At 65.6% G+C, this 23,190-nt stretch carries 21 protein-coding genes and 1 other RNA gene; 8 read left to right on the plus strand and 14 right to left on the minus strand.

Features of this window, described 5'->3' with window-relative positions; all coding sequences use genetic code 11:
* Positions 1 to 156: 156 nt before the first annotated feature.
* The 3 genes from phaC to U5775_RS07305 all read right to left on the minus strand — a co-directional run bounded on the left by phaC (position 157) and on the right by U5775_RS07305 (position 4,719).
* A complete protein-coding gene (phaC, locus tag U5775_RS07295) occupies positions 157 to 2,001 on the minus strand; it encodes a class I poly(R)-hydroxyalkanoic acid synthase (protein WP_415913529.1) in 1,845 nt (614 codons plus the stop codon).
* A 526-nt stretch (positions 2,002 to 2,527) separates the two neighbouring features.
* A complete protein-coding gene (pgeF, locus tag U5775_RS07300) occupies positions 2,528 to 3,418 on the minus strand; it encodes a peptidoglycan editing factor PgeF (RefSeq protein ID WP_322057463.1) in 891 nt (296 codons plus the stop codon).
* Positions 3,415 to 4,719, minus strand: a complete 1,305-nt coding sequence (locus tag U5775_RS07305) for an RluA family pseudouridine synthase (protein ID WP_322057464.1) — start codon at positions 4,717 to 4,719, stop codon at positions 3,415 to 3,417. Before U5775_RS07305 ends, pgeF begins: the two co-directional genes overlap by 4 nt.
* Before the next feature lie 98 nt (positions 4,720 to 4,817).
* Between U5775_RS07305 and U5775_RS07310 the strand changes: the two genes are divergently transcribed.
* A complete protein-coding gene (locus U5775_RS07310) occupies positions 4,818 to 5,657 on the plus strand; it encodes an outer membrane protein assembly factor BamD (RefSeq protein ID WP_415913530.1) in 840 nt (279 codons plus the stop codon).
* Positions 5,658 to 5,779: 122 nt separating this feature from the next.
* Here U5775_RS07310 and rlmD read toward each other — a convergent pair whose 3' ends face one another.
* A complete protein-coding gene (rlmD, locus tag U5775_RS07315; RefSeq protein WP_322057690.1) occupies positions 5,780 to 7,135 on the minus strand; it encodes a 23S rRNA (uracil(1939)-C(5))-methyltransferase RlmD in 1,356 nt (451 codons plus the stop codon).
* Positions 7,136 to 7,523: 388 nt separating this feature from the next.
* Here rlmD and U5775_RS07320 point away from each other — a divergent pair, with 388 nt between their 5' ends.
* The 3 genes from U5775_RS07320 (at position 7,524) to U5775_RS07330 (ending at position 9,165) form a co-directional block, all read left to right on the plus strand.
* Entirely contained in the window at positions 7,524 to 7,730 is a 207-nt protein-coding gene (locus U5775_RS07320) for a hypothetical protein (RefSeq protein ID WP_322057466.1), read from the plus strand.
* 105 nt (positions 7,731 to 7,835) lie between these two features.
* Positions 7,836 to 8,183, plus strand: a complete 348-nt coding sequence (locus U5775_RS07325; protein ID WP_322057467.1) for a hypothetical protein — start codon at positions 7,836 to 7,838, stop codon at positions 8,181 to 8,183.
* Positions 8,184 to 8,265: 82 nt separating this feature from the next.
* Positions 8,266 to 9,165, plus strand: a complete 900-nt coding sequence (locus U5775_RS07330) for an endonuclease/exonuclease/phosphatase family protein (protein ID WP_322057468.1) — start codon at positions 8,266 to 8,268, stop codon at positions 9,163 to 9,165.
* Between the two features lie 51 nt (positions 9,166 to 9,216).
* On the opposite strand, the gene U5775_RS07335 is transcribed toward U5775_RS07330, so the two are convergent.
* From U5775_RS07335 to surE, 5 genes are read right to left on the minus strand one after another with little or no spacing between them, the layout of a single operon-like run.
* A complete protein-coding gene (locus tag U5775_RS07335) occupies positions 9,217 to 9,996 on the minus strand; it encodes a 3'-5' exonuclease (protein WP_322057469.1) in 780 nt (259 codons plus the stop codon).
* A 43-nt stretch (positions 9,997 to 10,039) separates the two neighbouring features.
* Complete coding sequence (gene rpoS, locus U5775_RS07340) at positions 10,040 to 11,116, minus strand: RNA polymerase sigma factor RpoS (RefSeq protein WP_322057470.1); 1,077 nt, start codon at positions 11,114 to 11,116, stop codon at positions 10,040 to 10,042.
* Between the two features lie 12 nt (positions 11,117 to 11,128).
* Complete coding sequence (locus U5775_RS07345; protein ID WP_322057691.1) at positions 11,129 to 12,022, minus strand: peptidoglycan DD-metalloendopeptidase family protein; 894 nt, start codon at positions 12,020 to 12,022, stop codon at positions 11,129 to 11,131.
* Between the two features lie 5 nt (positions 12,023 to 12,027).
* Entirely contained in the window at positions 12,028 to 13,170 is a 1,143-nt protein-coding gene (locus tag U5775_RS07350; RefSeq protein ID WP_322057692.1) for a protein-L-isoaspartate(D-aspartate) O-methyltransferase, read from the minus strand.
* Positions 13,167 to 13,928 (minus strand): 5'/3'-nucleotidase SurE, encoded by a 762-nt coding sequence (gene surE / locus U5775_RS07355; RefSeq protein ID WP_322057471.1) that lies wholly within the window; start codon positions 13,926 to 13,928, stop codon positions 13,167 to 13,169. Before surE ends, U5775_RS07350 begins: the two co-directional genes overlap by 4 nt.
* A 345-nt stretch (positions 13,929 to 14,273) precedes the next feature.
* Here surE and U5775_RS07360 point away from each other — a divergent pair, with 345 nt between their 5' ends.
* The gene (locus U5775_RS07360) at positions 14,274 to 15,245 is read left to right on the plus strand and encodes an NADPH:quinone oxidoreductase family protein (RefSeq protein ID WP_322057472.1); all 972 of its coding nucleotides are present in this window, start codon (positions 14,274 to 14,276) and stop codon (positions 15,243 to 15,245) included.
* Between the two features lie 94 nt (positions 15,246 to 15,339).
* Here U5775_RS07360 and U5775_RS07365 read toward each other — a convergent pair whose 3' ends face one another.
* The 4 genes from U5775_RS07365 to U5775_RS07380 all read right to left on the minus strand — a co-directional run bounded on the left by U5775_RS07365 (position 15,340) and on the right by U5775_RS07380 (position 20,376).
* The gene (locus U5775_RS07365; protein WP_322057473.1) at positions 15,340 to 16,593 is read right to left on the minus strand and encodes a CaiB/BaiF CoA-transferase family protein; all 1,254 of its coding nucleotides are present in this window, start codon (positions 16,591 to 16,593) and stop codon (positions 15,340 to 15,342) included.
* A 99-nt stretch (positions 16,594 to 16,692) separates the two neighbouring features.
* The gene (gene recR, locus U5775_RS07370; protein ID WP_322057474.1) at positions 16,693 to 17,289 is read right to left on the minus strand and encodes a recombination mediator RecR; all 597 of its coding nucleotides are present in this window, start codon (positions 17,287 to 17,289) and stop codon (positions 16,693 to 16,695) included.
* A gap of 186 nt (positions 17,290 to 17,475) precedes the next feature.
* Positions 17,476 to 17,802: a YbaB/EbfC family nucleoid-associated protein gene (locus U5775_RS07375; protein WP_069267501.1), complete on the minus strand. Its 327-nt coding sequence runs from the start codon at positions 17,800 to 17,802 to the stop codon at positions 17,476 to 17,478.
* A gap of 90 nt (positions 17,803 to 17,892) precedes the next feature.
* Positions 17,893 to 20,376: a DNA polymerase III subunit gamma/tau gene (locus U5775_RS07380; protein WP_322057475.1), complete on the minus strand. Its 2,484-nt coding sequence runs from the start codon at positions 20,374 to 20,376 to the stop codon at positions 17,893 to 17,895.
* A gap of 163 nt (positions 20,377 to 20,539) precedes the next feature.
* Between U5775_RS07380 and U5775_RS07385 the strand changes: the two genes are divergently transcribed.
* On the plus strand, positions 20,540 to 20,692 hold the full coding sequence (locus U5775_RS07385) for a hypothetical protein (RefSeq protein ID WP_322057476.1): 153 nt from the start codon (positions 20,540 to 20,542) through the stop codon (positions 20,690 to 20,692).
* Here U5775_RS07385 and ffs read toward each other — a convergent pair.
* Positions 20,688 to 20,786: signal recognition particle sRNA small type (ffs, locus tag U5775_RS07390), an RNA gene on the minus strand. The genes U5775_RS07385 and ffs overlap by 5 nt on opposite strands.
* Before the next feature lie 395 nt (positions 20,787 to 21,181).
* On the opposite strand from ffs, the gene trxA reads away from it, so the two are divergent.
* Together trxA and rho are read left to right on the plus strand one after the other, a co-directional pair.
* The gene (gene trxA, locus U5775_RS07395; RefSeq protein ID WP_027818380.1) at positions 21,182 to 21,508 is read left to right on the plus strand and encodes a thioredoxin TrxA; all 327 of its coding nucleotides are present in this window, start codon (positions 21,182 to 21,184) and stop codon (positions 21,506 to 21,508) included.
* A gap of 306 nt (positions 21,509 to 21,814) precedes the next feature.
* Positions 21,815 to 23,077 carry a transcription termination factor Rho gene (gene rho / locus U5775_RS07400; protein WP_133194006.1) on the plus strand — a complete coding sequence of 421 codons (1,263 nt, stop codon included), beginning with the start codon at positions 21,815 to 21,817 and terminating at the stop codon, positions 23,075 to 23,077.
* The last annotated feature ends 113 nt before the right edge of the window (positions 23,078 to 23,190 follow it).

Genomic DNA, 23,190 nt, shown 5'->3' on the forward strand with positions numbered 1-23,190 from the left:
GATATCCGTCATTTTCAGTTCCTCCGGGCAGCGAGAAGTTGCGAGACTCGCCTTCCCGTCACGTTAAAAACTCTTCACCGCGCGTCGCCACGGGATGCGCGGCGCGCGCTTCAAACTCATCCGGGCGGCGAAACAGCCGCGAAATCCGGCCTTGCGTCACTCGCGCTGCTGCACGTAGCGTCCCGGAGCGGGCTCGATCTCGGGAAACTCCGCCGAGCCGGCCTGCGCGCGCGGCTTCACTTTTTTGCCGCCGAACTGGTCGAGCCACGCGGCCCAGGTCGGCCACCAGCTGCCCGGCTTTTCCTCGGCTTCGCCGAACCACTCGTCGGCCTCTTCGGGCAGATGCTTCGTATCGGTTTCGACACTCCAGTAGCTGCGCTTGTTCTTCGAAGCCGGATTGATCACGCCCGCGATATGCCCCGACGCGCCCAGCACGAACTTGAGCGGCCCCGAAAGCAGCGGCACCGACGCATAGGCGGTGCGCCACGGCACGATATGGTCCTCGCGCGAGCCGTAGATGAACGTGGGCACGTCGATGCGCGAGAGATCCACCTGCTCGCCGCAAACGGTGAGCGCGCCGGGCTCGCGCAGCTTGTTCTCGAGATACGTATTGCGCAGATACCACGCATACATGGGACCGGGCAGGCTCGTCGAGTCGCTGTTCCAGTAGAGCAGATCGAACGCGGCGGGCGTGCGCCCCTTGAGGTAATTGTCGACGACGTAGTTCCAGACCAGATCGTTCGGGCGCAGGAACGAAAACGTGTTCGCGAACTCGACGCCGCGCATCAGGCCCGGCGTCCCGCCGTTCTTGCCGCCGATGGTCTGCTCGCGCATCTGCACGTGCGCCTCGTCGACGAACACGTCGAGCACGCCCGTATCGCAGAAGTCGAGCATCGCCGTGAGCAGCGTCATCGACGAAGCGGGATGCTCGCCGCGCGCCGCCGCGACGGCCAGCGCCGTAGCGAGCAGCGTGCCGCCCACGCAGAAGCCGAGCGTGTTGATCTGCTCGCGCCCACTGATGCTGCGCACCGTCTCGATGGCGGTCAGCACGCCTTCCTCGACGTAATCGTCCCAGCCCTTATGGGCGATCGACGCGTCGCCGTTGTGCCAGGACACGAGGAACACCTGCTGGCCCTGCTCGAGCGCATAGGCGACGAGCGAATTCTCGGGCTGCAGGTCGAGGATGTAGTACTTGTTGATGCACGGCGGCACGATCAAGAGCGGCCGCTCGCGCACGGTCGCCGTGCGCGGCGTGTACTGGATGAGCTGGAACAGCGCGTTCTCGAACACCACCGCACCTTCGGTGGTCGCGAGATTGCGGCCCACCACGAAGCGCGACTCGTCAGTTTGCGAAATCTTGCCGCGCGACATGTCGCCGAGCAGATTCATCACGCCCTGGCGCAGGCTCTCGCCGTGGCTCTCCAGCAGCGCGTGCTGCGCGTCGGGATTGAGCGCGAGGAAATTGCTGGGCGACGCGGCCGCCGTCCATTGCTGAACCGCGAAGCGGATGCGCTCGCGCGTTTTGGCATCGGTCTCGATGGCGTCGACCATTTCATGCAGGTAACGCGCATTGAGCAGGTACCACGCCGCCGTGAACGCATAGGCCGGCGTGGCCTTCCATGCGTCCGTGCTGAAGCGGCGGTCCTTGAGTTCGGGGGCCTTCGGCGAAGCGGCGGACGCCTCGCGCAAAAGCTCGAGCGCCTCGCGCGAATAATCGGCCTGAAGGTGCTGCAGACGCGAAGGCTCGATCGAGGCCGCGGGAAGCTTGAACGCCTCGAACGCGCCAAAAGCCGAACGCATCGCGGCAGGATTCATCGCGGCGCCAAACGCCGCCTGGGCCGGATTGAACGCGGGATTCGACGCAGCCGCGCCATTCACCGCGCCGGGCCAGAATGCGCCGGGTTGCCCCGCCACCTGGCCCCAGTGCTGCGCGCCCGATTGCTGCGCAGCATCCATGGCGCTGCGCCATGCCTGTGTCCACGCGTCGAGCATCTGTTGCATGCCCGCGGCGTCCGGTGTGAATTTCGGAATGAAAGACTGTGCACCGTCGGTTGAAGCGCCCGCGCCCGGGGTTGTCGAGGAACGTTGAGATGCCGTCATGCCCGCTTTTGACCGATGTGTCCCGGAGGACTGGTTGAGAGGCAGGTGGTCCGCGCGAGGCGCACTGCTTAACGTGCGCCTTGCCGCGTCCTGTCCCGTGGGTGAGGGACATTCTTGCTCCCCACTGCAAAGCGTGTCAATGCTTGGTCCCGATTTTGCCGCACTGCGATAATTTTTTTATTATCGTTTTCCCGATGTAAGCCGGTCTTAAATTGGCTGTCACAGTGCGCGGCCCATCACAGTGCGAGAAAAAGCGCCTTGCGTGCAGGTGCTTGCAGTGCAATGCGCGAATCGCCGATTCGATCCGCATTGCATGAAATGCCGCGCTTCGCACCGATGGTGCAGTGCGGAAAATTCGCCGAAGCCAAGCTTAAAATCGGCGTTTGAAATGCCGGGTTTGAATGCTCAAACCCGGCACGGCGAGGCCTCAGGGCGCGAGCCAGATGAGCGCGGCCATGCGGCCGGTCACGCGCTCGCGGCGATACGAGTAGAACCGTTCGCGATCCGTGAACGTGCACATCCCTCCGCCGCTGATGTGCGTGACGCCGATTTCGGCGAAACGCAGACGCGCGAGCTTGCCGAGATCGGCGAGATATTTTCCGGGCGCTTCGGGGCGCGGAACGAACGCGGCAACAGTATCTACACGCAGCGCATCGCCTGCCGCTTCCACGTGATGAAGGAACGCGTCACGCACGTCCTCACCCACTTCGAATGCCTGCGGGCCGATCGCCGGTCCAAGGTACGCGTGCAGTTCGCTCGCGGCGCAGCCCGCAAGCTCGGCCACGCGCCGCGCGGTTTTCTCGATGACGCCCGCGGCGAGCCCGCGCCATCCCGCATGCGCCGCGCCGACCGCCCGGCCCGCGCCGTCGCAGAGCAGCACCGGCATGCAGTCGGCGACCATCACCGTGCAGGCGATGCCGGGCTGGTTAGTCACGCTCGCGTCGGCTTCGAGCGGCGTGCCCGCGCGGGCCGCTTCGAGCGCGGCAGCAGCGTCCACCACCACGGGTCCGTGGATCTGCTTCAGCCACGCTGCCGGCACGCCCGCATACGCGAGCAAACGCGCGCGATTGGCCTCGACATGCGCGAGGTCGTCGCCGGAAAGGCGGCCGAGATTCAGGCCGCACGGCAGTTCCTCGCCACCTTCGTGCGCCGAGTGCGCCGAGTGCACCGAATGTGCCGAGTGCGCAGCCTGCCAGCGGCCGAACGGCGGCGCGCTCACGCCGCCATTGCGCGTCGTCACGATCGCGCGCACGCGCGGCGCGACGTTCCAGTCCGGATGCAGCAAGTCGGCGGAAGTCAGTTCGGGGCAGGTCGTCATGCGGGCTTGTCCTCTTCGCCTTCGTCGTGCTGCTCGTCGTCGCCTTCTTCGTCGTCTTCGTCGCCGTAATCTTCTTCGTCGCTGCCGATGACGTAGCCCTCGTCGGTGTACGCGCTGTCGAACATCTCGTCGTCGAAGCCATGTTCGTCCTCGCCCTCCTCGCTGCCGAAGCCGAGCGCGGCGATGAGCGCATCCATGTCGTCGGGAACCTCGGCGCGCCATTGCATCGCGCGGCCCGTGACCGGATGGATCAGGCCGAGGCGCCAGGCGTGCAGCGCCTGGCGCGCGAAGCCGTCGGGCAGCGCCGCGACCGAGCGCTTGCCGCGCGCGTGCCCGTAGACCGGGTCGCCGAGCAGCGGATGGCCGATAGCCGCGCAATGCACGCGGATCTGGTGCGTGCGCCCCGTCTCCAGGTCGCAATGGATCGCGCTCACGGGCTGGTTATGCCAGAGAGTCTTGTCGACGCGCCTGAAATGCGTGCGCGCAGGCTTGCCCGAGGCGCCCTGCACCACCGCCATGCGCGTGCGCTCGCGTGAATCGCGGCCGATGGGCGCGTCGATCGTGCCCTCGTCGCGAATATTGCCCCACACGAGCGCGAGATAGCGGCGCTTCACCGTGCGCGCCTGCAACTGGCGCACGAGGTCGGTCTGCGCTTCGAGCGTGCGCGCGACCACCATCAGCCCGGAAGTCTCCTTGTCGAGCCGATGTACGATGCCCGCGCGCGGCAGCCCCGCGGCCGCCTCGCCGTAGCGATGCAGGAGGCCATTGAGAATCGTGCCGCTCCAGTTGCCGGCGGCCGGATGCACCACAAGCCCGGCCGGCTTGTTGATGACGAGGATGGCGTCGTCTTCGTAGATGACGTCGAGCGGCACCGGCTCGGGCGTGAACGCGAGCTGCTCGGGCAGCAGGTCGGGCACGAGCTCGATGACCGCGCCGAGCGGCACCGGCTGGCGCACTTTGGCGGGCTTGCCGTCGACGTGCACGCGCTGCGCCTCGATCCAGCCTTGCAGACGGTTGCGCGAAAATTCGGGAAAGACTTTGGCGAGCACCTTGTCGAGGCGCTCGCCGGCGAGCTCGTCGGGCACTTCGGCGCGACGGGCTTCCTGCTCGGCCTGGGCGCGACGCGTACGCGGAGCCGTGCCGGATGCGCCGCTGGACAAAGCGGCGGACGTCTCGCCAATGAGGTCGTCATCGAGCGCGTCACCGGCGGCTGCGTCATCGCGCTCATCGCCCAGGCTATAATCGCTGATGCTGTTTTGGGCGCCGGGAGCGCCGGCCCCCGGAATAACTGAACGGGTCATTGAGTCTGGGTCACCTGTGGACCTGAAGCTGGACTGGATAAATGCGAGCCTTAAACACGATTACGAAACTGGCCCAAGATGCAGTGGCCCGAAACGCAATGCGCGCGTCGCGAGCGCTGACGCTCGGCAAGATTGGCAACGTTATTCGCATTGCCGCTTGCGGCGTCGCACTTGCGGCGGTCGCGGCCTGCCACGGCCTGCCGCAAAAAACCGACGAAACGGCAACGTGGAACAACAACAAATTATATACGGAGGCCCAGGACGCGCTCTCCGGCGGCGACTGGGGCAAGTGCGCGAAGTACTTCGAGGAACTCGAAGGCCGCGACCCGTTCGGCCACTTCGCCCAGCAGGCGCAGATCAACGTCGCCTACTGCAACTGGAAGGATAACGAGAACGATGCCGCCGACCAGGCGATCAACCGCTTCATCCAGCTGCACCCCGATCATCCGGACATCGCCTATGCGTACTACCTCAAGGGCATGATCCACTTCAACGACGACCTCGGTCTGTTCGGCCGCTTCTCCGGCCAGGACATGAGCGAGCGCGATCCGAAGTCGCTGCGCGAGTCGTACGACGCGTTCAACGTCGTCGTCACCAAGTACCCGCAGAGCAAGTACGCACCCGACGCGGCGCAGCGCATGCGCTATATCGTGAACGCGCTCGCCTCGCACGAAGTGCACGCGGCCGACTACTACTACCGCCGCGGCGCCTATGTGGCGGCCATCAACCGCGCGCAGCTCGCGATTCAGGACTACAAGAGCGCGCCGGCGATCGAAGACGCGCTGCACATCATGATCCTCTCGTATCAGAAGCTCAATCAGCCGCAAATGGCCGACGATACGCGCCGCGTGCTGGCCGCCACGTTCCCGGACAGCCCGTACATTACGGGTCACGCGCGTCCCGGCAAGGAAAACAAGTCGTGGTGGCAGATCTGGTGATCGCCGCTTCGGCCCGATAAAAAAATCGCCACGGTTTTCCGTGGCGATTTTTTTTGCCTCAGCGCTTTAAGCCATCGAGCAGCGAGAGCAAAGACGGCGCACACAAGGCGCGCCGCGCTCGTTCAGTCGCGTTCGAACAGCGCGATCGACTCGACGTGCGAGGTATGCGGGAACATGTTGACCACGCCCGCGCCCTTGAGCCGGTAGCCCGCTTCGTTCACGAGCACGCCCGCGTCGCGGGCCAGCGTGGCCGGGCTGCACGACACGTAGACGATACGCGAGGGCAACGGGCCTTCCCCGCTCTGCGCAATCTCGGCCAGCGCCTGCGAGACCGCAAGGGCGCCTTCGCGCGGCGGATCGACGAGGAACTTGTCGAAGTGGCCGAGCGCGCGCATGTCGTCGGCGGTGACTTCGAACAGATTGCGGCACGCGAACGACGTATGGCCGTCCACGCCGTTGGCGCGCGCATTCTCGAGCGCGCGCGCGGTCAGCGCATCGCTGCCTTCGATGCCCACCACCTCGCGCGCGAGCCGCGCGAGCGGCAGCGTGAAGTTGCCGATGCCGCAGAACAGGTCGAGCACGCGGTCGCCCTGTTCGGGCGCGAGCAGACGCAGCGCGCGGCCCACGAGCACGCGGTTGATCTGATGATTGACCTGGGTGAAATCCGTCGGCTTGAACGGCATGCGGATATCGAACTCGGGCAGCGTGTAGTCGAGTGCCTTGTCGAGCGGATAGAACGGAAACACCGAATCCGGGCCCTTGGGCTGCAGCCAGAATTGCACGTTGTGCTCGTCGGCGAAGACGCGCAGCAGGTCTTCGTCGGCGGCGGTCAGCGGCTCGAGGATGCGCAGCACGAGCGCCGTCACGCTCGAGCCCACGGCGAGCTCGATCTGCGGCATGCGGTCGCTAATCGACAGCGCCTCGACCAGCCGGCGCAGCGGCACGAGCATGGCCGACACGTGAGGCGGCAGCACCTCGCAGCTCGTCATGTCGGCGACATAGCTGCTCTTGCGTTCGTGGAAACCCACCAGCACGCCGCCCTTCTTCGGCACATTGCGCACGGTCAAACGTGCGCGATAGCGATAGCCCCACGACGGCCCGTGGATCGGCCGGAACATCGTTTCCGCACGCACCTTCGAGAGGTGCGTGAGATTGTCTTCGAGCACACGCTGCTTGACGGCGATCTGCGCGCGCACGTCCAGATGCTGCATCGAGCAGCCGCCACAGGTGCCGAAGAACGCGCACTGGGGCTTGGTGCGAATCACGCTCTCGCGCAGCACGTTCACGACCTGGGCCTGCTCGAAAGTCGGCTTCTTGCGGTAGCTCAAATAGGTGACGCGCTCGCCCGGCAACGCGCCCTCGACAAAGATCACCTTGCCGGGCTCGCCCGTTTCGGTGACGGTGCGGCCTACGCCACGCGCCTCCATGTCGAGAGACTCGATTTCCAGAATCGGGGCATGAGCAACCGACGCTTCCATGGCCGCGCGTTTCTCGGCGCGGCGTTCGCGTTTGCTGAGCTTCTTCGCGGGCACAGGCATGGGCGCAGCAGTGGCGGACTCGGCACGGCCGGTCTCGGCGTGGGCCGTTTCGGTTTGAGGGTCGGGGGCAGCTTGGGACACCAGCGGGTTCCTGACAGACAGTGGGGGTGAATTTTTCAGGCGAAGGCGAGATTGTAGTCGATTCGGCGTCGGCGCCCCTACGCGCGCCGTGGTGCGGCACGTTCACGCTGGCATTCGGGCGCATCGCCCTGCCGTCTGAATCCGTGCATTCGCACTATGCGCTTTCAAACTATTCCGATATTCGATGTCCACCCCGGTCCGTACGATGTTTCTAGCGACGTGCCATATCAAGCCGAGGCCCGACATCATGAATACCTTCATCTCCACTCACGATTTTGCAATTCCGCTCGCCGTGCTTTGCGCTGCGGTCGTCCTGCTCGCCCCCTACCTGGAGTCGCAGCCCAGACGCGCGGGCACGCGGCGCGAGTCGTATTTCATCGCCGCCGCCGTGCTAGGCAGTCCGGCGCTGATGATCGGCGTCCTCTACCTCATCGTTCGTTTGCTGCTCGATTGAGCGGAACGCCCGGGACTCTGACGCATTGATTTGAGACGAGTCCGATAGGAAGCTGCGCGCCGACGGCGTACAGATAGCGCACCCATCATGATCTTCGGGTTTGACATGAACAAACTGCTTTATGCGACGCTGGTCGCAGCCCTTCTTGGCGCGAGCGCCTGCACGTCGCCGACTCCCGCACCTGACGTGACGATTTCCTCCATCACGCGAGGCATGACGCAAACCGACGTCATCAAGCGCATCGGGCCGCCCGACCGCATGGTTGGCGAAAACGGCAACGAGTGCTACCAGTATGCGCTCGGCAAAGACGACGACGTGCCGTTCGCCGTGTACTTCAAGCAGCGCGTCGTCGCGGCGACAACCCGCGCGAATTGCAATCTGTCGGTGGTACGCGCGGCAGCCGGACCAGCCGTGGCCTATCATTCATCGGACTACGCGGTCATGCGCCGATAATCCGCTCGCGGCCTGCCTTCGCGGAGCCGCCCTGGCGTCCGGCGTTATCCGCCGCTCAACGTTGCGTGAGCCGGAGCCAGTCATGAAACTCGTTAGCTGGAACGTGCAGTGGGGGCGCGATGCCTCAGGCGTCGTGGACCTCGCGCGCACGGTACGCGAGGCACGCCGCCTCGCCGATTTCGACATCCTGTGCCTGCAGGAGGTCACCCGGGGCTTCCACGCGCTGCCGGGCGGCCCCAGCGACGATCAGTTCGCCGAACTGGCAGCGCTTCTGCCCGGCTTCACGGTGATCGAGGCCATCGGGGCCGATCTGGGTGTCGATCCAGGCGCCGACCTGAGCACCGCGTCGCGCACGGGCCCCACGCCGCGCCGGCAGTTCGGCAATGCGCTCGCCACCCGGCTGCCCGTCGCCCAGATCTTCCGCCATCTGCTGCCCTGGCCCGCCGACCCTGCCGCGCCGTCGATGCAGCGTGTCGCGCTCGAAGCGGTAATCGACGTGTCCGGGGTGACCTCATCGGGCGGCGCACTGCGCGTGCTCGTGACGCACCTCGAGTTCTATTCCGAGCACCAGCGGCTCGCGCAGATAGATGCGCTACGGCAACTGCAGCAGGAAGCCGCGGCCCACGCCGCGCATCCGGCCCCCGCCGAAAATGCCGAGGGACCGTTCGCACGGACCGCGCGACCGGTAAGCGCAATCGTCTGTGGGGATTTCAATAGTGCTTTCGACAGCGCCGCTCACGCGCGCATGCTCGAGCCGCTTGCTGGCAGCCCGGCATTCATCGATGCCTGGACGACGCTGCATCCCGGCGCGACGCCGCCGCCCACGGCGGGTATCTACGATACGGAGCAATGGTCCGACGGGCCGCTCGCCTGCGATTTCGTTTTCGTGACCGAGGACTTGCGCGCCCGACTCAAGCGCTGCGAAATCGACGGCGCCACGCAAGCCTCGGATCATCAGCCAATCGTGCTGGAACTAGACTGACGACGCGTTCGCGCAAGTACCCAGCGGACACTGCCCCGAGCACGCGCAGGCTCAGTTGCCGAACGCCTCCAGATATTCCTTCCAGTGCGGCGCGGGCTCGGCCGCGAGCGATTGCTTCACGAACTCGATCTCATCGTCGTATTCGCGCTCGGTGAAGCCGCCGCGCATCTTCTGGAAGCGGCAATAGAGCAGATACGTGTTGACCACGTCGGTTTCGCAGTAGTTGCGGATTTCCTCGATGCGGCCCTGCTGGAACGCCGTCCACACCTGGCCGCCGTCCATGCCGAGCTTGCCCGGAAAGCCGCACAGCTTCGCGAGCGCGTCGAGCGGCGCATTCGCGCGCGGCTGATACATCGCGAGCAGGTCCATCAGGTCCGTGTGGCGCGCGTGGTAGCGGCTGATGTAGTTATTCCACTTGAAGTCGCGGTCCTCCTCGCCCATTTCCCAGTAGCGCAAGGCGCGAATGCCATGCACCAGCGCCCGGTAGTGCAGCACCGGCAGGTCGAAGCCGCCGCCGTTCCACGAGACCAGTTGCGGCGTGTACTTCTCGATAGTGCGAAAGAACGAGTCGATCAGCTTCGCCTCGCCGTCCTCGGGCGTGCCGAGCGAGCGCACGCGAAAGCCCTGGCCGTCGCGGAACACGCACGAGATCGCGGCCACGCGCTGCAGGTGATGCGGCAGGAAATCGCTGCCGGTTTTCTCGCGGCGCGCGGCGAACGCGTGCTCGGCCACTTCGGCGTCGGTGAGCGAAGCGGGCAGGTCTTCGAGACGGCGAATGCCGTCGACATCGGGAATCGTCTCGATGTCGAATACGAGTACAGGAACTGTCATTCAAGTAAACGGCAAGATGCGCTGCGAGCTGCGCAGCGGAGTTTTATAGAACGGCGTCCTTGCGCACGCCGTTCGAGGCGAAAAAGCGCTTGAGACGCACCAGCGCTTCCTGCTGGATCTGCCGCACGCGCTCGCGGGTGAGGCCCATTTCGTCGGCCAGTTCTTCGAGCGTGGCGGGCTCGATATGGTTCAGTCCAAAGCGCCGCTCGATGACGTGGCGATGCTTGTCCGACAGCCGGCCGAGCCACGCGCGCGTGAGCGTCTCGAGCTCGCGGTGCTGCACTTCGGCGTCGGGCGACTGGCTCTGGTCGTCGGAGAGGAGATCGAGCAGGCTGCTCGCCGGATCGAGGTCGAGCGGCGCATCGAGCGAAGCGGTGTGCTCGTTGAGCGCGAGAATGTCGGTGACTTCCTCGGTGGTCTTGCCCGTGAGATAGGCGATGTCGTCGATGCTCGCGTCGCGCCGGTCGGAGGCCGAATCGGCGTTCAGCGAATTCTTCTCCAGATGGCGCTTGGCGCGCAGCACCTGGTTGAGCTCGCGGATCACGTGCACCGGCAGGCGCACCGTGCGCGCCTGGTTCATGATCGCGCGCTCGATGCTCTGGCGGATCCACCAGGTGGCATAGGTCGAAAAGCGGAAACCGCGCGTGGGATCGAACTTCTCGATCGCGTGCATCAGGCCGAGATTGCCTTCCTCGATCAGGTCGAGCAGCGGCACGCCACGGTTCAGATAGCCCTTCGCAATGCTGACGACCAGGCGCAGATTGCGCTCGATCATCACCTGCCGCGCCTCGAACTCGCCGGCCTTGGCGAGGCGCGAATAGCGCTGCTCTTCCTCGACGGTGAGCAGCGGCTTCACGCTGATCCGGTTCAGATAATGCTGGATGGTGTCGGCCGTAAGTTCGGCCTGCAGGATCGCGCGAAAGTCGTCCGCGTCGGACGGCGCTTCCGCGGGCTCTTCGGTTTCGCGGCCACCCTCCTCGGACGCGGACTCGCGCTCCTCGAACTCGCGCGCGTTCTCGACTTCTTCGTCGTCGCCCTGCCGAGCGCCGTCCTCCACCGAAACCTGGGCGGCTTGACTGTCAGACTCGGACTGCTGCAGACGGCGCTTCGATTTCGGCATGGTCGGCTCGCTTTATTGCGGCGGCAAATACTTCAGGGGGTCGACGGGCTTGCCCTCACGGCGTACTTCGAAATGCAGCATCACGCGGTCCGAATCAGTGTTGCCCATTTCGGCGATTTTCTGACCCTTCGTGACCGCATCTCCTTCTTTTACCATCAAAGCCCGGTTGTGTGCGTACGCTGTCAAAAACGTGGCGTTATGCTTGATGATAATGAGATTGCCGTAACCGCGCAGCCCATTTCCGGCATAAACCACCCGCCCATCGGCGGCCGCCTTGATCGGATCGCCAGCCGCGCCGCCGATATTGATGCCCTTGTTCTTCGAATCGTCGAAGCTGTTGAGCACAGGGCCGCGCACTGGCCACGCGAGCGCAAGGCTGCCGGGCACCGCGGCCATGTCGCCACCGCTCGCCTGCGGCGGCGGCACGGCGGCAACCGGGGGCGCCGACGTCGCGTTCGCGCCCGAGCCGTACATCGGCGGCATCGCGGGCGATCCCGGCGCGGCCGCGCCCGGCACGGGTGCCGCAATGACGCCCGGCGTGCTGGCCACGCCATTGCTCGCCCCCGGCGGTACGACGCGCAACAATTGATCCACCTCGATCTGATTCGGATTGGTGAGATTGTTCCAGGTCGCGATGTCGCGGAAGTTCTGACCGTTTTCGAGCGCAATCCTATAGAGAGTGTCGCCCGGCTTCACCCGGTAGTATCCCGCAGGCGGCGGCCCGAGCGGCACCGGCGGCTGCGCGGCCGCGGTGCCGAGCGGCGCGGTACGGTCCACGACGGGCGCGTTGTCGAGGCGCGTCGCGCAGGCCGTCAGCAGGCAGAGCGCGATGACCGAGGCGCCGTTACGGGCCGCGGTCAGGTCGATATTCAAACGTTTTCTTTGCATCGCGCGCAACATACTCATCGGTTTCAAATCACTCCGGATTTTAAGGGGACAAAGAAAACACGATCAAGCCGCGACTCGCGCCAGTGCGCCAGGCCCGTACGCTCGACGAGCGTGAGCACCTGGGTGGCCTCGCCCTGCTCCGCGACCGGCGCAACGAGCCGCCCGCCAATGGCGAGCTGCTCCAGCAGCGCCTGCGGCACGTCGAAGCCGGCGGCGGCGATCACGATCGCGTCGAACGGCGCTGCCGCCGGCAAGCCGAGCCGTCCGTCGCCATAGTGCAAGCGGATGTTCGGGATGCGCAGCGGGCGCAGGTTCGTCTTCGCGCGTTCGTATAACGGCTTGATGCGTTCAATCGAATACACGTCGCGTGCAATCCGGCTCAGCACGGCGGCCTGGTAGCCGCAGCCCGTGCCTATTTCGAGCACGCGCTCGAGGTTGCGGCCCGCACCCGCGAGTTCGAGCATGCGGGCGACGACCGAAGGCTTCGAGATGGTCTGGTGATGACCGATCGGCAACGCCGCATCTTCGTAGGCCTGGGTCGCGAGGCCGGGGTCGACGAACATGTGGCGCGGCACGCCCGCGAGCGCCTGGAGTACGCGCGGATCGGCAATGCCATTCGCACGCAGGCGTTCGACCATGCGTTCGCGAACCCGTTCCGAAGTCAGCGCGTGCGCGCCGTTCAGCGCGACGCCGGGCGCCCCCGAACTGGGCGCCACGCCCGCGCGCGCATTATTGGCGGCGGGCCGCGCCTGGTTAGTCTTCTGGGCGGCCTTGGGCGCGGGCGTTGCCGCAGCGGAAAAGGACGAAGCGGAACGCAGCGCCGGTTCGTTGCGGCGCGCGTCGGACTTGCGCGCGGGCGACGCCGCGGCATGCAGCGCGCCGGGCGCCTTGGCTGGCTGAATGCCGCCCGCCTTGCCCGCGGCATGCGCACCGGGCGCCGCCGACGACGCGCCCGTCACCGCTTTCACCCCCGCGCTGTTCGCCGGCGCGGCTTTCGCGACGGGATTGATCGCCCGCTTCGATGCACCGGGCGCATTCGCGCGGCCGAGCGGCGCACGCGCGTCGCCCAGACGACCGTCATGACGATCCTGGCCGTCGTGGCGTCGCGGCTCGCGCACGAGATCCGCGAGACCGAGCGGGAAACGCTTCGTGCGCTCGCCCGTCATGAAGCGCTGCCGCCTTGACGCACCCATTCGTGCGTCGCTGGCAACATCTGCGTATGAGTCAGGTCGAGTTGCAGCGGCGTAATCGACACGTGGCCGTGCGACACCGCATGAAAGTCCGTGCCCTCGCTCGCGTCGAGCGCGCCGCCGGAAGGGCCGATCCAGTAGATCGGCTCGCCGCGCGGGTTGGTCTGGCGGATCACGGGCTGCGAGGGATGGCGTTTGCCGAGGCGCGTGACGCGCCATTCGCCGAACGCTTCGTACGGCAGATTCGGAATGTTGACGTTGAGCAGCGGGTTGCCCGGCAGCGGGTTCGCAAGAAAATGCGCGACGATCTCGGCGGCCACGCGCGCGGCGGAGTCGAGATGCACCCAGTCCTTGTCGACGAGCGAGAACGCAATGGCCGGCACGCCGAACATGATGCCTTCGGTGGCCGCGGCGACCGTGCCCGAATACAGCGTGTCCTCGCCCATGTTCTGGCCGTTGTTGATGCCGGACACCACGAGATCGGGCTTGTGGTCGAGCATGCCCGTGAGCGCGATATGCACCGAGTCGGTGGGCGTGCCGTTGACGTAGTAGAAGCCCGTGCTCGCCGAGCGCAGCACCGAGAGCGGGCGCCACAGCGTGAGCGAGTTCGAAGCGGCGCTGCAGTTCTGCTCGGGCGCCATCACCGTGACCTCGCCGAGCGGCTTGAGCGCTTCGTAGAGCGCGGCAAGGCCTGGGGCGAGATAACCGTCGTCGTTGCTGAGTAGTATTCGCATCCGCCGATTGTAACCGAGGAAAGAAGGCAGGCGAACGACAGGCCGGTGCACGCCGCGCCGCCGCGCAGGTCTCGATGTACGGCGCATTCCGACGCGCGCCGGGAATCTCGCGCACACCGCCTTTCGCACCGTTTTCGCCGCCCTTGCATGCGCTTTTCGTTCGTCTTTTCCGGCCGTTTTTTTCCGCGCGTTTGCCGCGCATTTGCCACGCCTCTACCCGCTATGTGCCGGATTTTTCTCCCGTCCTGAAAAATAAACGCACGGTCGTTCGCACATCTCCGGATTGCCGTACACTGTGACGCTGTGCCGAATCCATATCGACCTACCCCGAAGACAGGAGACACGATGCGCGCAATCCGCTGCAACCAGTACGGCCCGCCCGAGACGCTCACTCTCGAAGACCTGCCCGATCTCGTGCCCGGCGCGGGCCAGGTCGTGATCGACGTGAAGGCGGCCGCGGTCAATTTTCCGGACGTGCTGATCATCGAGAACAAGTATCAGGTCAAGCCGCCGCTGCCCTTTACACCCGGCGCCGAAGTCGCGGGCATCGTGCGTGCCGCCGGCGAGGGCGTGAAGCTCGCGCCGGGCACGCGCGTGGTCGCCTATGTGGGCAATGGCGGGTTCGCCCAGCAGGCACTTGCCGATGCCGCCGCGTGCGTGCCGCTGCCCGAAGGCGCCGACTTCGCCACCGCGGCCGCCTTCACGCTCGCTTACGGCACCTCGCATCACGCCGTGGTCGACCGCGCCGCGCTGCGCGCCGGCGAGACGATGCTCGTGCTCGGCGCGGCGGGCGGCGTGGGGCTCGCGGCCGTGGAGATCGGCAAGGTGCTCGGCGCGCGCGTGATCGCCGCCGCATCGAGCGACGAAAAGCTCGAGGTCTGCCGCCGCTTCGGCGCCGACGCCACCATCAACTACAGCACCGAGGATCTGCGCGAGCGCATCAAGGCGCTCACCGACGGCAAAGGTCCCGACGTGATCTACGACCCGGTCGGCGGCGTCTATGCGGAGCCGGCGTTCCGCAGCATCGGCTGGCGTGGCCGCTATCTCGTGGTTGGCTTCGCCAATGGCGAGATTCCGAAGCTGCCGCTGAACCTTACGCTGCTCAAGGGCGCGAGCATCGTCGGCGTGTTCTGGGGGGATTTCGCGCGGCGCGAGCCGCAGCACAACGCGGCGGCGTTCGCGCAGATGGTCGGCTGGATCGGCGAAGGCAAGCTCAAGCCCTATGTCTCGAAGCGCTATGCGCTCGCCGATGTCCCGCAGGCGCTCAAGGACATGGCCTCGCGCAAGGTAACAGGCAAGATCGTGATCGAGCCCTGAGCGGCAAGCCGCGCGTTACTCGTGCAGGCAATAAAAAGGCTCGCGCGCGGCGAGCCTTTTTCACGTTTTCAGCGCGACGACAATGCGCGCGCCGCTACACGATTTGTTGCGCGCGCAACTGTGCGATGCTGTCTGCGTCGTAACCGAGTGACCGCAGCACTTCGTCGGTATGCTCGCCCAGTTCGGGGCCGAGCCAGCGCGTATCGCCCGGCGTCGCCGAGAGCTTGGGCGTGACCGCGGGCAGCGCGATATCGACGCCCTCGCCTTCCCGCGCGTCCTTCTTCTGCCAGTGGAACTGCTGGATCATCTGGCGCGCGGCGAACTGCGGATCGGCGAACATGTCGGCCACCGTGTAGATGCGGCCCACGGGCACGTCGGCGGCATTGAGCACGTCGAGCGCTTCGTCGATGGTGCGCGTCGAAAGCCACGCCGCAATGGCGCCGTCGATCTCCGCGGTGCGCGGCACGCGGCCGTCGTTATGCGCGAGACCCGGATCGTTCGCGAGGTCGTCGCGCCCGATCGCCGTCATGAGACGCTTGAAGATCGGATCGCTGTTGCCGCCGATCACGATGCTGCCGTCGCGGCACGGATACGTGTTCGACGGCACAATGCCCGGCAGCGAAGCGCCCGTGCGCTCGCGCACCATGCCGTAGACGCCGTACTCGGGCACCACGCTCTCCATCATGTTGAACACGGCCTCGTAGAGCGCGACGTCGACGATCTGGCCACTGCCGCCGTTCATGTTGCGATGATGGAGCGCCATCATCGCGCCGATCACGCCGTGCAACGCCGCGATCGAATCGCCGATCGAGATGCCGATACGCGGCGGCGGCAGCTCGGGATAGCCGGTGATGTGGCGCAGGCCGCCCATCGACTCGGCAATTGCACCGAAACCCGGACGGTCGCGATACGGACCGGTCTGGCCGTAACCGGAGAGCCGCACCATCACGAGCCCGGGATTCTCCTTTGAGAGCACGTCATAGCCGAGCCCGAGCTTTTCGAGCAGGCCGGGCCGGAAGTTCTCGATGACGATGTCGGCCTCTTTGGCGAGGCGCCGCACGATCTCCTTGCCCTCTTCGGCCTTGAGATTGACGGTCACCGACTTCTTGTTGCGCGCCTGCACTGCCCACCAGAGCGAGGTGCCGCCCACTTCGGGATAGAGCTTGCGCCACTTGCGCAGCGGGTCGCCGCCCTTGGGGTCTTCGATCTTGATGACCTCGGCACCGAATTCGCCGAGAAAGCGCGCCGCGAACGGGCCCGCGATCAGCGTGCCGAGTTCGAGCACTTTGACGCCCGCCAGCGGGCCGGCGCTTTTCGTGCCGGATTCAGGGAAAGGGGCTGCGTTCATGGGTCTCCTTCCATGTTCTTCGAAGCTGTGCGCGACAAGATGCGCGTCTTGCCTGTTGCTATCGAGCGGCCACGCTCATCGACACGAAACGGCGCTGCGCTACATCGAGCGCCGGTCGAGCATCGCACGCGCAATGGTGCCCGCGTCGACGTATTCGAGCTCGCCGCCCACGGGCACGCCGCGCGCGAGCCGCGTGACGCTCAGGCCGCGCGCCTTGAGCGTCTGGCCGAGGTAATGCGCGGTAGCCTCGCCTTCATTCGTGAAATTGGTTGCGAGCACAACCTCCTTGACGACGCCATCCGAAGCGCGCTTCACGAGGCGGTCGAAGTGAATCTCTTTCGGGCCGATGCCGTCGAGCGGACTCAGATGGCCCATCAGCACGAAATACAGCCCGCGATAGGTCATGGTCTGCTCGAGCATGATCTGGTCGGCGGGCGTCTCCACGACGCACAGCAGCGTGGGATCGCGCTCTTCGTCGAGACATGTTTCGCAGACCTGAGCTTCGGTGAAGGTATTGCACTTCTCGCAATGCTTCAGGTGATCGGTCGCGAACAGGAGCGCGCGGCCGAGCTTTTCAGCACCGTCGCGGTCGTGCTGCATCAGGTGATAGGCCATGCGCTGCGCCGACTTCGGCCCGACGCCGGGCAACACGCGCAGCGCCTCGACGAGCGCCGCCAGGGCGGAAGGTTGTTTCATGCGGATTCAGCGTGGCAAGGCATAGTCGAGCGTGACAGCGCGCGGCTGGATGGGGTCGAAAATAACAAAATACGCGCACACAAGCGGCGTGCGCTCAGGCGCGCCGACATCGAATACATGCGCGGGGGCCGCAAAGACCGCCGCGCGCAAGGCGGCACGCAGCCACGGGGCAGCGCGGCGCCTGCTTTAGAACGGCATCTTGAAGCCCGGCGGCAGCGGCAGACCGGCGGTCATGCCGCCCATCTTTTCCTGCGACGTGGCTTCGGCCTTGCGCACGGCGTCATTGAACGCGGCGGCGACGAGGTCTTCGAGCATGTCCTTGTCGTCGGTGAGCAGGCTCGGGTCGATCGACACGCGGCGCACGTCATTGCGGCACGTCATCGTCACCTTCACGAGACCGGCGCCCGCCTGACCCTCGACTTCGATCTGGGCAAGCTGCTCCTGCATCTTCTTCATGTTTTCCTGCATCTGCTGGGCTTGCTTCATGAGCCCTGCGAGTTGACCTTTCAACATTTCACTGCTCCTTCTGGATCGGGTGATTCAAATGTAGTTCGATCGCACGCGCGGCGCGCATGTTCTTGCTCGCGCGCCACGCGGCGCAATTCAGTGGGCGGCCTGGCTGCCGCCCGGCGCGGCCTCGGGCGCGATCGGCCGGATCGAGCCCGGCACGATGCTCGCGCCGAAGTCGCGAATCAGTTGCTGCACGAACGGATCGGCGCCAATTTCGCGCTCGGCATCGCGCTGACGCTCGGCACGCGCGGCGGCATCGAGCGCGGCCGCCGTGCGGCGCGCGGGGCCGACCGTCACGTCGACTTCCACGGGCTTGCCGAGGCTTTCGGCCAGCGCCGTCTTGAGCCTGGCGACCTGCGAGGCCTCCGCGTACTGCGGCACCGGCACGCTGAGCTTGAGGACGCCGCCTTCGAGCGCGGTCAGCTCGCTGTTGAACGCGAGCTGGTACGAGATGCCCTTGAGCGGCAGCGTCGCGGCGAGCGCGGGCCAGTCGCCCGTGAAGCCGATGGCGTCGAGCGGGATGCCCGGCGGCAGCTTGCTCACGTCGACCACGGTCACGGACGGGGCCGATTGCGCAGGCTGCGAGGCTCGCGGGGCTGCGGACTCGCTCTCGTATGCGGGCGCGAAGCTGTCGTCGGGACTCGCGAAGTAAGCGTCGTCGGCGCTGAGCGGCACGTAGTCGTCCGGCGGGATGTCGTCCCACGGCGGCTGATTGCCCCCCGTGTCCTGCTGGGCGCGGGTCTCGCGCGCGGGCCGGCGCGCCTGGGCTTCCTGTGCGGCCGCGGCACGGCGCGCGGGATCGGGTGTCGGCACCTTCACTTCAGCGCGCGGCGCGGTGGGCTTCGCGGTGGCTGCTGGGGATGCGGCGTTAGCGCCTCCCCGCGAGCCGCGCTCCGTCGAAGCGCGCATGCCCTTACTGCGCAGCAAGTCGAGTGCCGCGCTCGCACCGCCGGCGCCGCGAGCCGCAGGTGCCTCCATGGCCGGTGCTTCGTGCGTCACGGGCGCTGCTGGCGTCTCGATGGCGGGCGCAGCGACCGGTGTCGGCGCTGGCTGTGCTTCGATGGTGGGCGCAGCAACCGGTGTCGGTGCAACCTGCGCTTCGGGCTTCACATCGTCGCCCGGGGCGACGGTGTTCTCATCCTCCCAAGGCGGTACGACGCGCGCTTGCGCAGCGTTCTTCGCCACGGACTCAGTGGCCGCCTGGTCGTCCGCGAGCGTGGCCTGTGCGTCGTCGGCGCGCTGCGACGGAGCAGCGGCGCCCTGCTTCGCGTCTTCCGCCCCAGCAGCAGGAAGCGGCGTGCTCACGACTTCAGCCTTCGGTTGCTCAACACGCGGTGCAGCGGCCACCGGCCGCGCAACGGCCCGCTCGGCGCAAGCAACGCCCCCCGGCGACGCACCCGCCGCCGAAGCGACCGCCGATGCAGCCGCGCGCACACCGGTGCCCGCCGCAGCCGGCTTCGTCGCGGGCGCGCTGCCGACACCGCCCGCGCTCACCGAAGGCTCGAATGCCAGCATGCGCAGCAGCGTCATGGTGAAGCCCGCGTACTCGTCGGGTGCGAGGCCGAGCTCGCTGCGACCCAGCGTGGCGATCTGATAGAAAAGCTGGACCTGCTCCGCGCTCAGCGCATCGGCGAAGCGGCGCAGATCGTCGGCCTCGGGCCATTCGTCGAGCACCGAAGCCGGCGCGAACTGCGCCCACGCCACGCGATGGAACAGGCTCGCGAGATCCTGCAGCGCGGTCGAGAACGACAGGCTGCGCAGCGACATTTCATCGGCAATCGCGAGCACCTGTGCGCCGTCACCGGCGACCAGCGCGTCGATCAGGCGGATCAGATAGCTCTGGTCGAGCGCGCCGAGCATGCCGCGCACGGCCTCCTCCGTTACCTGATTGGCCGAATAGGCGATGGCCTGGTCGGTGAGCGAGAGCGCGTCGCGCATCGAGCCGTCCGCGGCGCGCGCGAGCAGGCGCAGCGCCTGCGGCTCGAACTCGACCTTCTCCTCGCCGAGAATATGCGTGAGATGCTCGACGATGTTGGCGGCCGGCATCTGCTTCAGATTGAACTGCAGGCAGCGCGAGAGCACCGTGACCGGAATCTTCTGCGGATCGGTGGTCGCGAGGATGAACTTCACGTGCGGCGGCGGCTCCTCCAGCGTCTTCAGCATCGCGTTGAAGGCGTGGTTCGTGAGCATGTGCACTTCGTCGATCATGTAGACCTTGAAGCGCGCATCGACCGGCGCATAGACCGCGCGCTCGAGCAGCGCGGCCATTTCGTCGACGCCGCGATTGCTCGCCGCGTCCATCTCGACATAGTCGACGAAGCGGCCTTCGTCGATTTCCCGGCACGCGCGACAGACGCCGCACGGCTTGGACGTCACGCCGGTCTCACAATTGAGCGCCTTGGCGAAGATGCGCGAGAGCGTCGTCTTGCCCACGCCGCGCGTGCCCGTGAAGAGATACGCGTGATGGAGACGCCCGCCGTCGAGCGCATGCGTGAGCGCGCGCACCACGTGCTCCTGTCCGACGAGCGAAGCGAAATCCTTCGGTCGCCATTTGCGTGCGAGAACTTGATAGGTCATCCGGAAATTGTATCAGCAACGCCCGCGCGCTCCGATGAATCGAAAAGCGCCGCGCGCCCTCTGGACGGGCGCGCCGGGCTGCCATCGCTGGATCGCTTCGGGACATCTCGCGCGGGCCCATACGCCCCGCTTCCCTGTGCGCGATCCGCATAGGCGCAACGCCATGATGAACGCAAAAGACGGGCGCAACGAACCAGCACGCAGCGGACGAAACCCGGTGACACGCGAACCGCGTACCCAGCAGGGAAATGAACTACGAGAGAAGAAAGCGGAGAAAAGAAACAGCGGAAACAGCGAGGAAAAAAGAGAAAGGTGACGAGCCCGACCCTCGGCACTGGCGGAAAACGGCTGTGGCTGCTTCGTTCCCGACCTGACCAGGTTGACCGCCCCTCCATGCGAGGAGGCCCGTCACGAAGCATTCTAACATCGGTTGCGCCGCATTGCGAATGCCGCATCGCAAAAGCCATCAAACCGATGGATCAGGACATACACGAGCATGTGCGAGACGCTCTTGCAAACGCCCGCAGTATCGCCATATCCGCATCATCGAGTACATGCAGTTACAGGTTGCACGAAGTCCAACGGCCTACAAACGTCGGGAAACCCTGCTGCCGATATGCGTACTATCACCGTCGGCAGCGCATAGGGATTTAGGCTACACTGGCGTCGACTGTTGCCGGAGCAGCCTTGGCGACCGTGTCCAGGGCCGCCTGGCAAGGTCCTGGCGTCCCCGGATATATTTTGAGTTTTGGTGTATCGTGGCGAGCAATTCAATCAGCCTCGATCCGAAAGAGGTATTCATACAATGAGCGAACAAATCAAGCACATCAGCGACGCATCGTTCGAACAGGACGTCGTGAAATCCGACAAGCCCGTGCTGCTGGACTTCTGGGCCGAATGGTGCGGCCCCTGCAAGATGATCGCGCCGATTCTCGACGAGGTCGCGAAAGACTATGGCGATCGCCTCCAGGTCGCGAAGATCAATGTTGACGAGCATCAATCGACGCCCGTCAAGTTCGGCGTGCGCGGCATCCCCACGCTGATCCTCTTCAAGAACGGCGCCGTCGCGGCGCAGAAGGTCGGCGCGCTCTCGAAGTCGCAGCTCACCGCGTTCCTGGATAGCCACCTGTAAATAGCGTTCAGCCGCCCCGCCGCGCGAGCCAATTCCGTTCGAATCAAGACCGAACCGCGAAAGCGAGCCGCTGCACACAGCAAATCGGCGGGCGAATCCAAGGTGCGTGTTGTCCACCGACAACACGCACCCAGAAAAACATGCCGAAACTTGCCGCCGGGCTCCACTGGCGGCTTCCGGCGTGTGTTATGCTAGAATTCATAAAGCGTCTACCCGGCGCCCTTATATACAAGTCCTTGAGCGGTTCCGCTCGCTTCTTTTCCCCCTGACTTCTTTTCGTCGCATCCTCCCCGACGGGTTCTCCGTATGCATCTTTCCGAGCTCAAGTCTCTGCACGTGTCCGAATTGATCGAGATGGCCAATGGCCTCGAGATCGAAAATGCGAACCGCCTGCGCAAGCAGGAACTGATGTTCGCGATTCTCAAAAAGCGCGCCAAGACGGGCGAAACGATCTTCGGCGACGGCACGCTCGAAGTGCTGCCAGACGGCTTCGGCTTCCTGCGTTCGCCGGAAACCTCGTATCTCGCGAGCACGGACGATATCTATATCAGCCCGTCGCAGATCCGCCGCTTCAACCTGCACACCGGCGACACGATCGAAGGTGAAGTGCGCACGCCGAAGGACGGCGAACGCTACTTCGCGCTCGTGAAGGTGGACAAGGTCAATGGCCAGCCGCCCGAGGCCTCGAAGCACAAGATCATGTTCGAGAACCTCACGCCGCTGCACCCGAACAAGGTGCTGCTGCTCGAGCGCGAGATGCGCGGCGAGGAGAACGTGACGGGCCGCATCATCGACATGATCGCGCCCATCGGCAAGGGTCAGCGCGGCCTGCTGGTCGCGTCGCCCAAGTCGGGCAAGACCGTGATGCTTCAGCACATCGCGCATGCGATCAAGCAGAACCATCCCGACGTCATCTTGTTCGTGCTGCTGATCGACGAGCGTCCTGAAGAAGTGACCGAAATGCAGCGCTCGGTGGCGGGCGAAGTGATCGCCTCGACCTTCGACGAACCGGCCGCACGCCACGTGCAAGTGGCCGAAATGGTGATCGAGAAGGCCAAGCGCCTCGTCGAAATGAAGCACGACGTCGTGATTCTGCTCGACTCCATCACGCGTCTCGCACGTGCGTACAACACCGTTGTGCCGGCATCGGGCAAGGTGCTCACCGGCGGTGTGGACGCCAACGCGCTGCAACGTCCGAAGCGCTTCTTCGGCGCCGCGCGCAATATCGAAGAAGGCGGCTCGCTCACCATCATCGGCACCGCGCTGATCGAAACCGGCAGCCGCATGGACGACGTGATCTACGAAGAGTTCAAGGGCACCGGCAACATGGAAGTGCACCTCGAGCGCCGCCTCGCGGAAAAGCGCGTCTATCCGTCGATCAACCTGAACAAGTCGGGCACGCGCCGCGAAGAACTGCTGATCAAGCCGGACATCCTCCAGAAGATCTGGGTGCTGCGCAAGTTCATCCACGACATGGACGAAGTCGAGGCGATGGAATTCCTGCTCGACAAGATCCGTCAGACGAAGAACAACTCCGAGTTCTTCGACATGATGCGCCGCGGCGGCTAAGGCCTCGCCCGTCTCTGTCTTTTGATGTACCGCAAACGCCCGCTCACGCGGGCGTTTGTCATTTCTCGCGCCCTTTTTCGGCACTCCCTCGCTGCGGCCGGGAAGGCGCACAA

It is taken from the genome of Paraburkholderia sp. J63, from assembly GCF_905220245.1.
Taxonomy (GTDB): Bacteria; Pseudomonadota; Gammaproteobacteria; order Burkholderiales; family Burkholderiaceae; genus Paraburkholderia.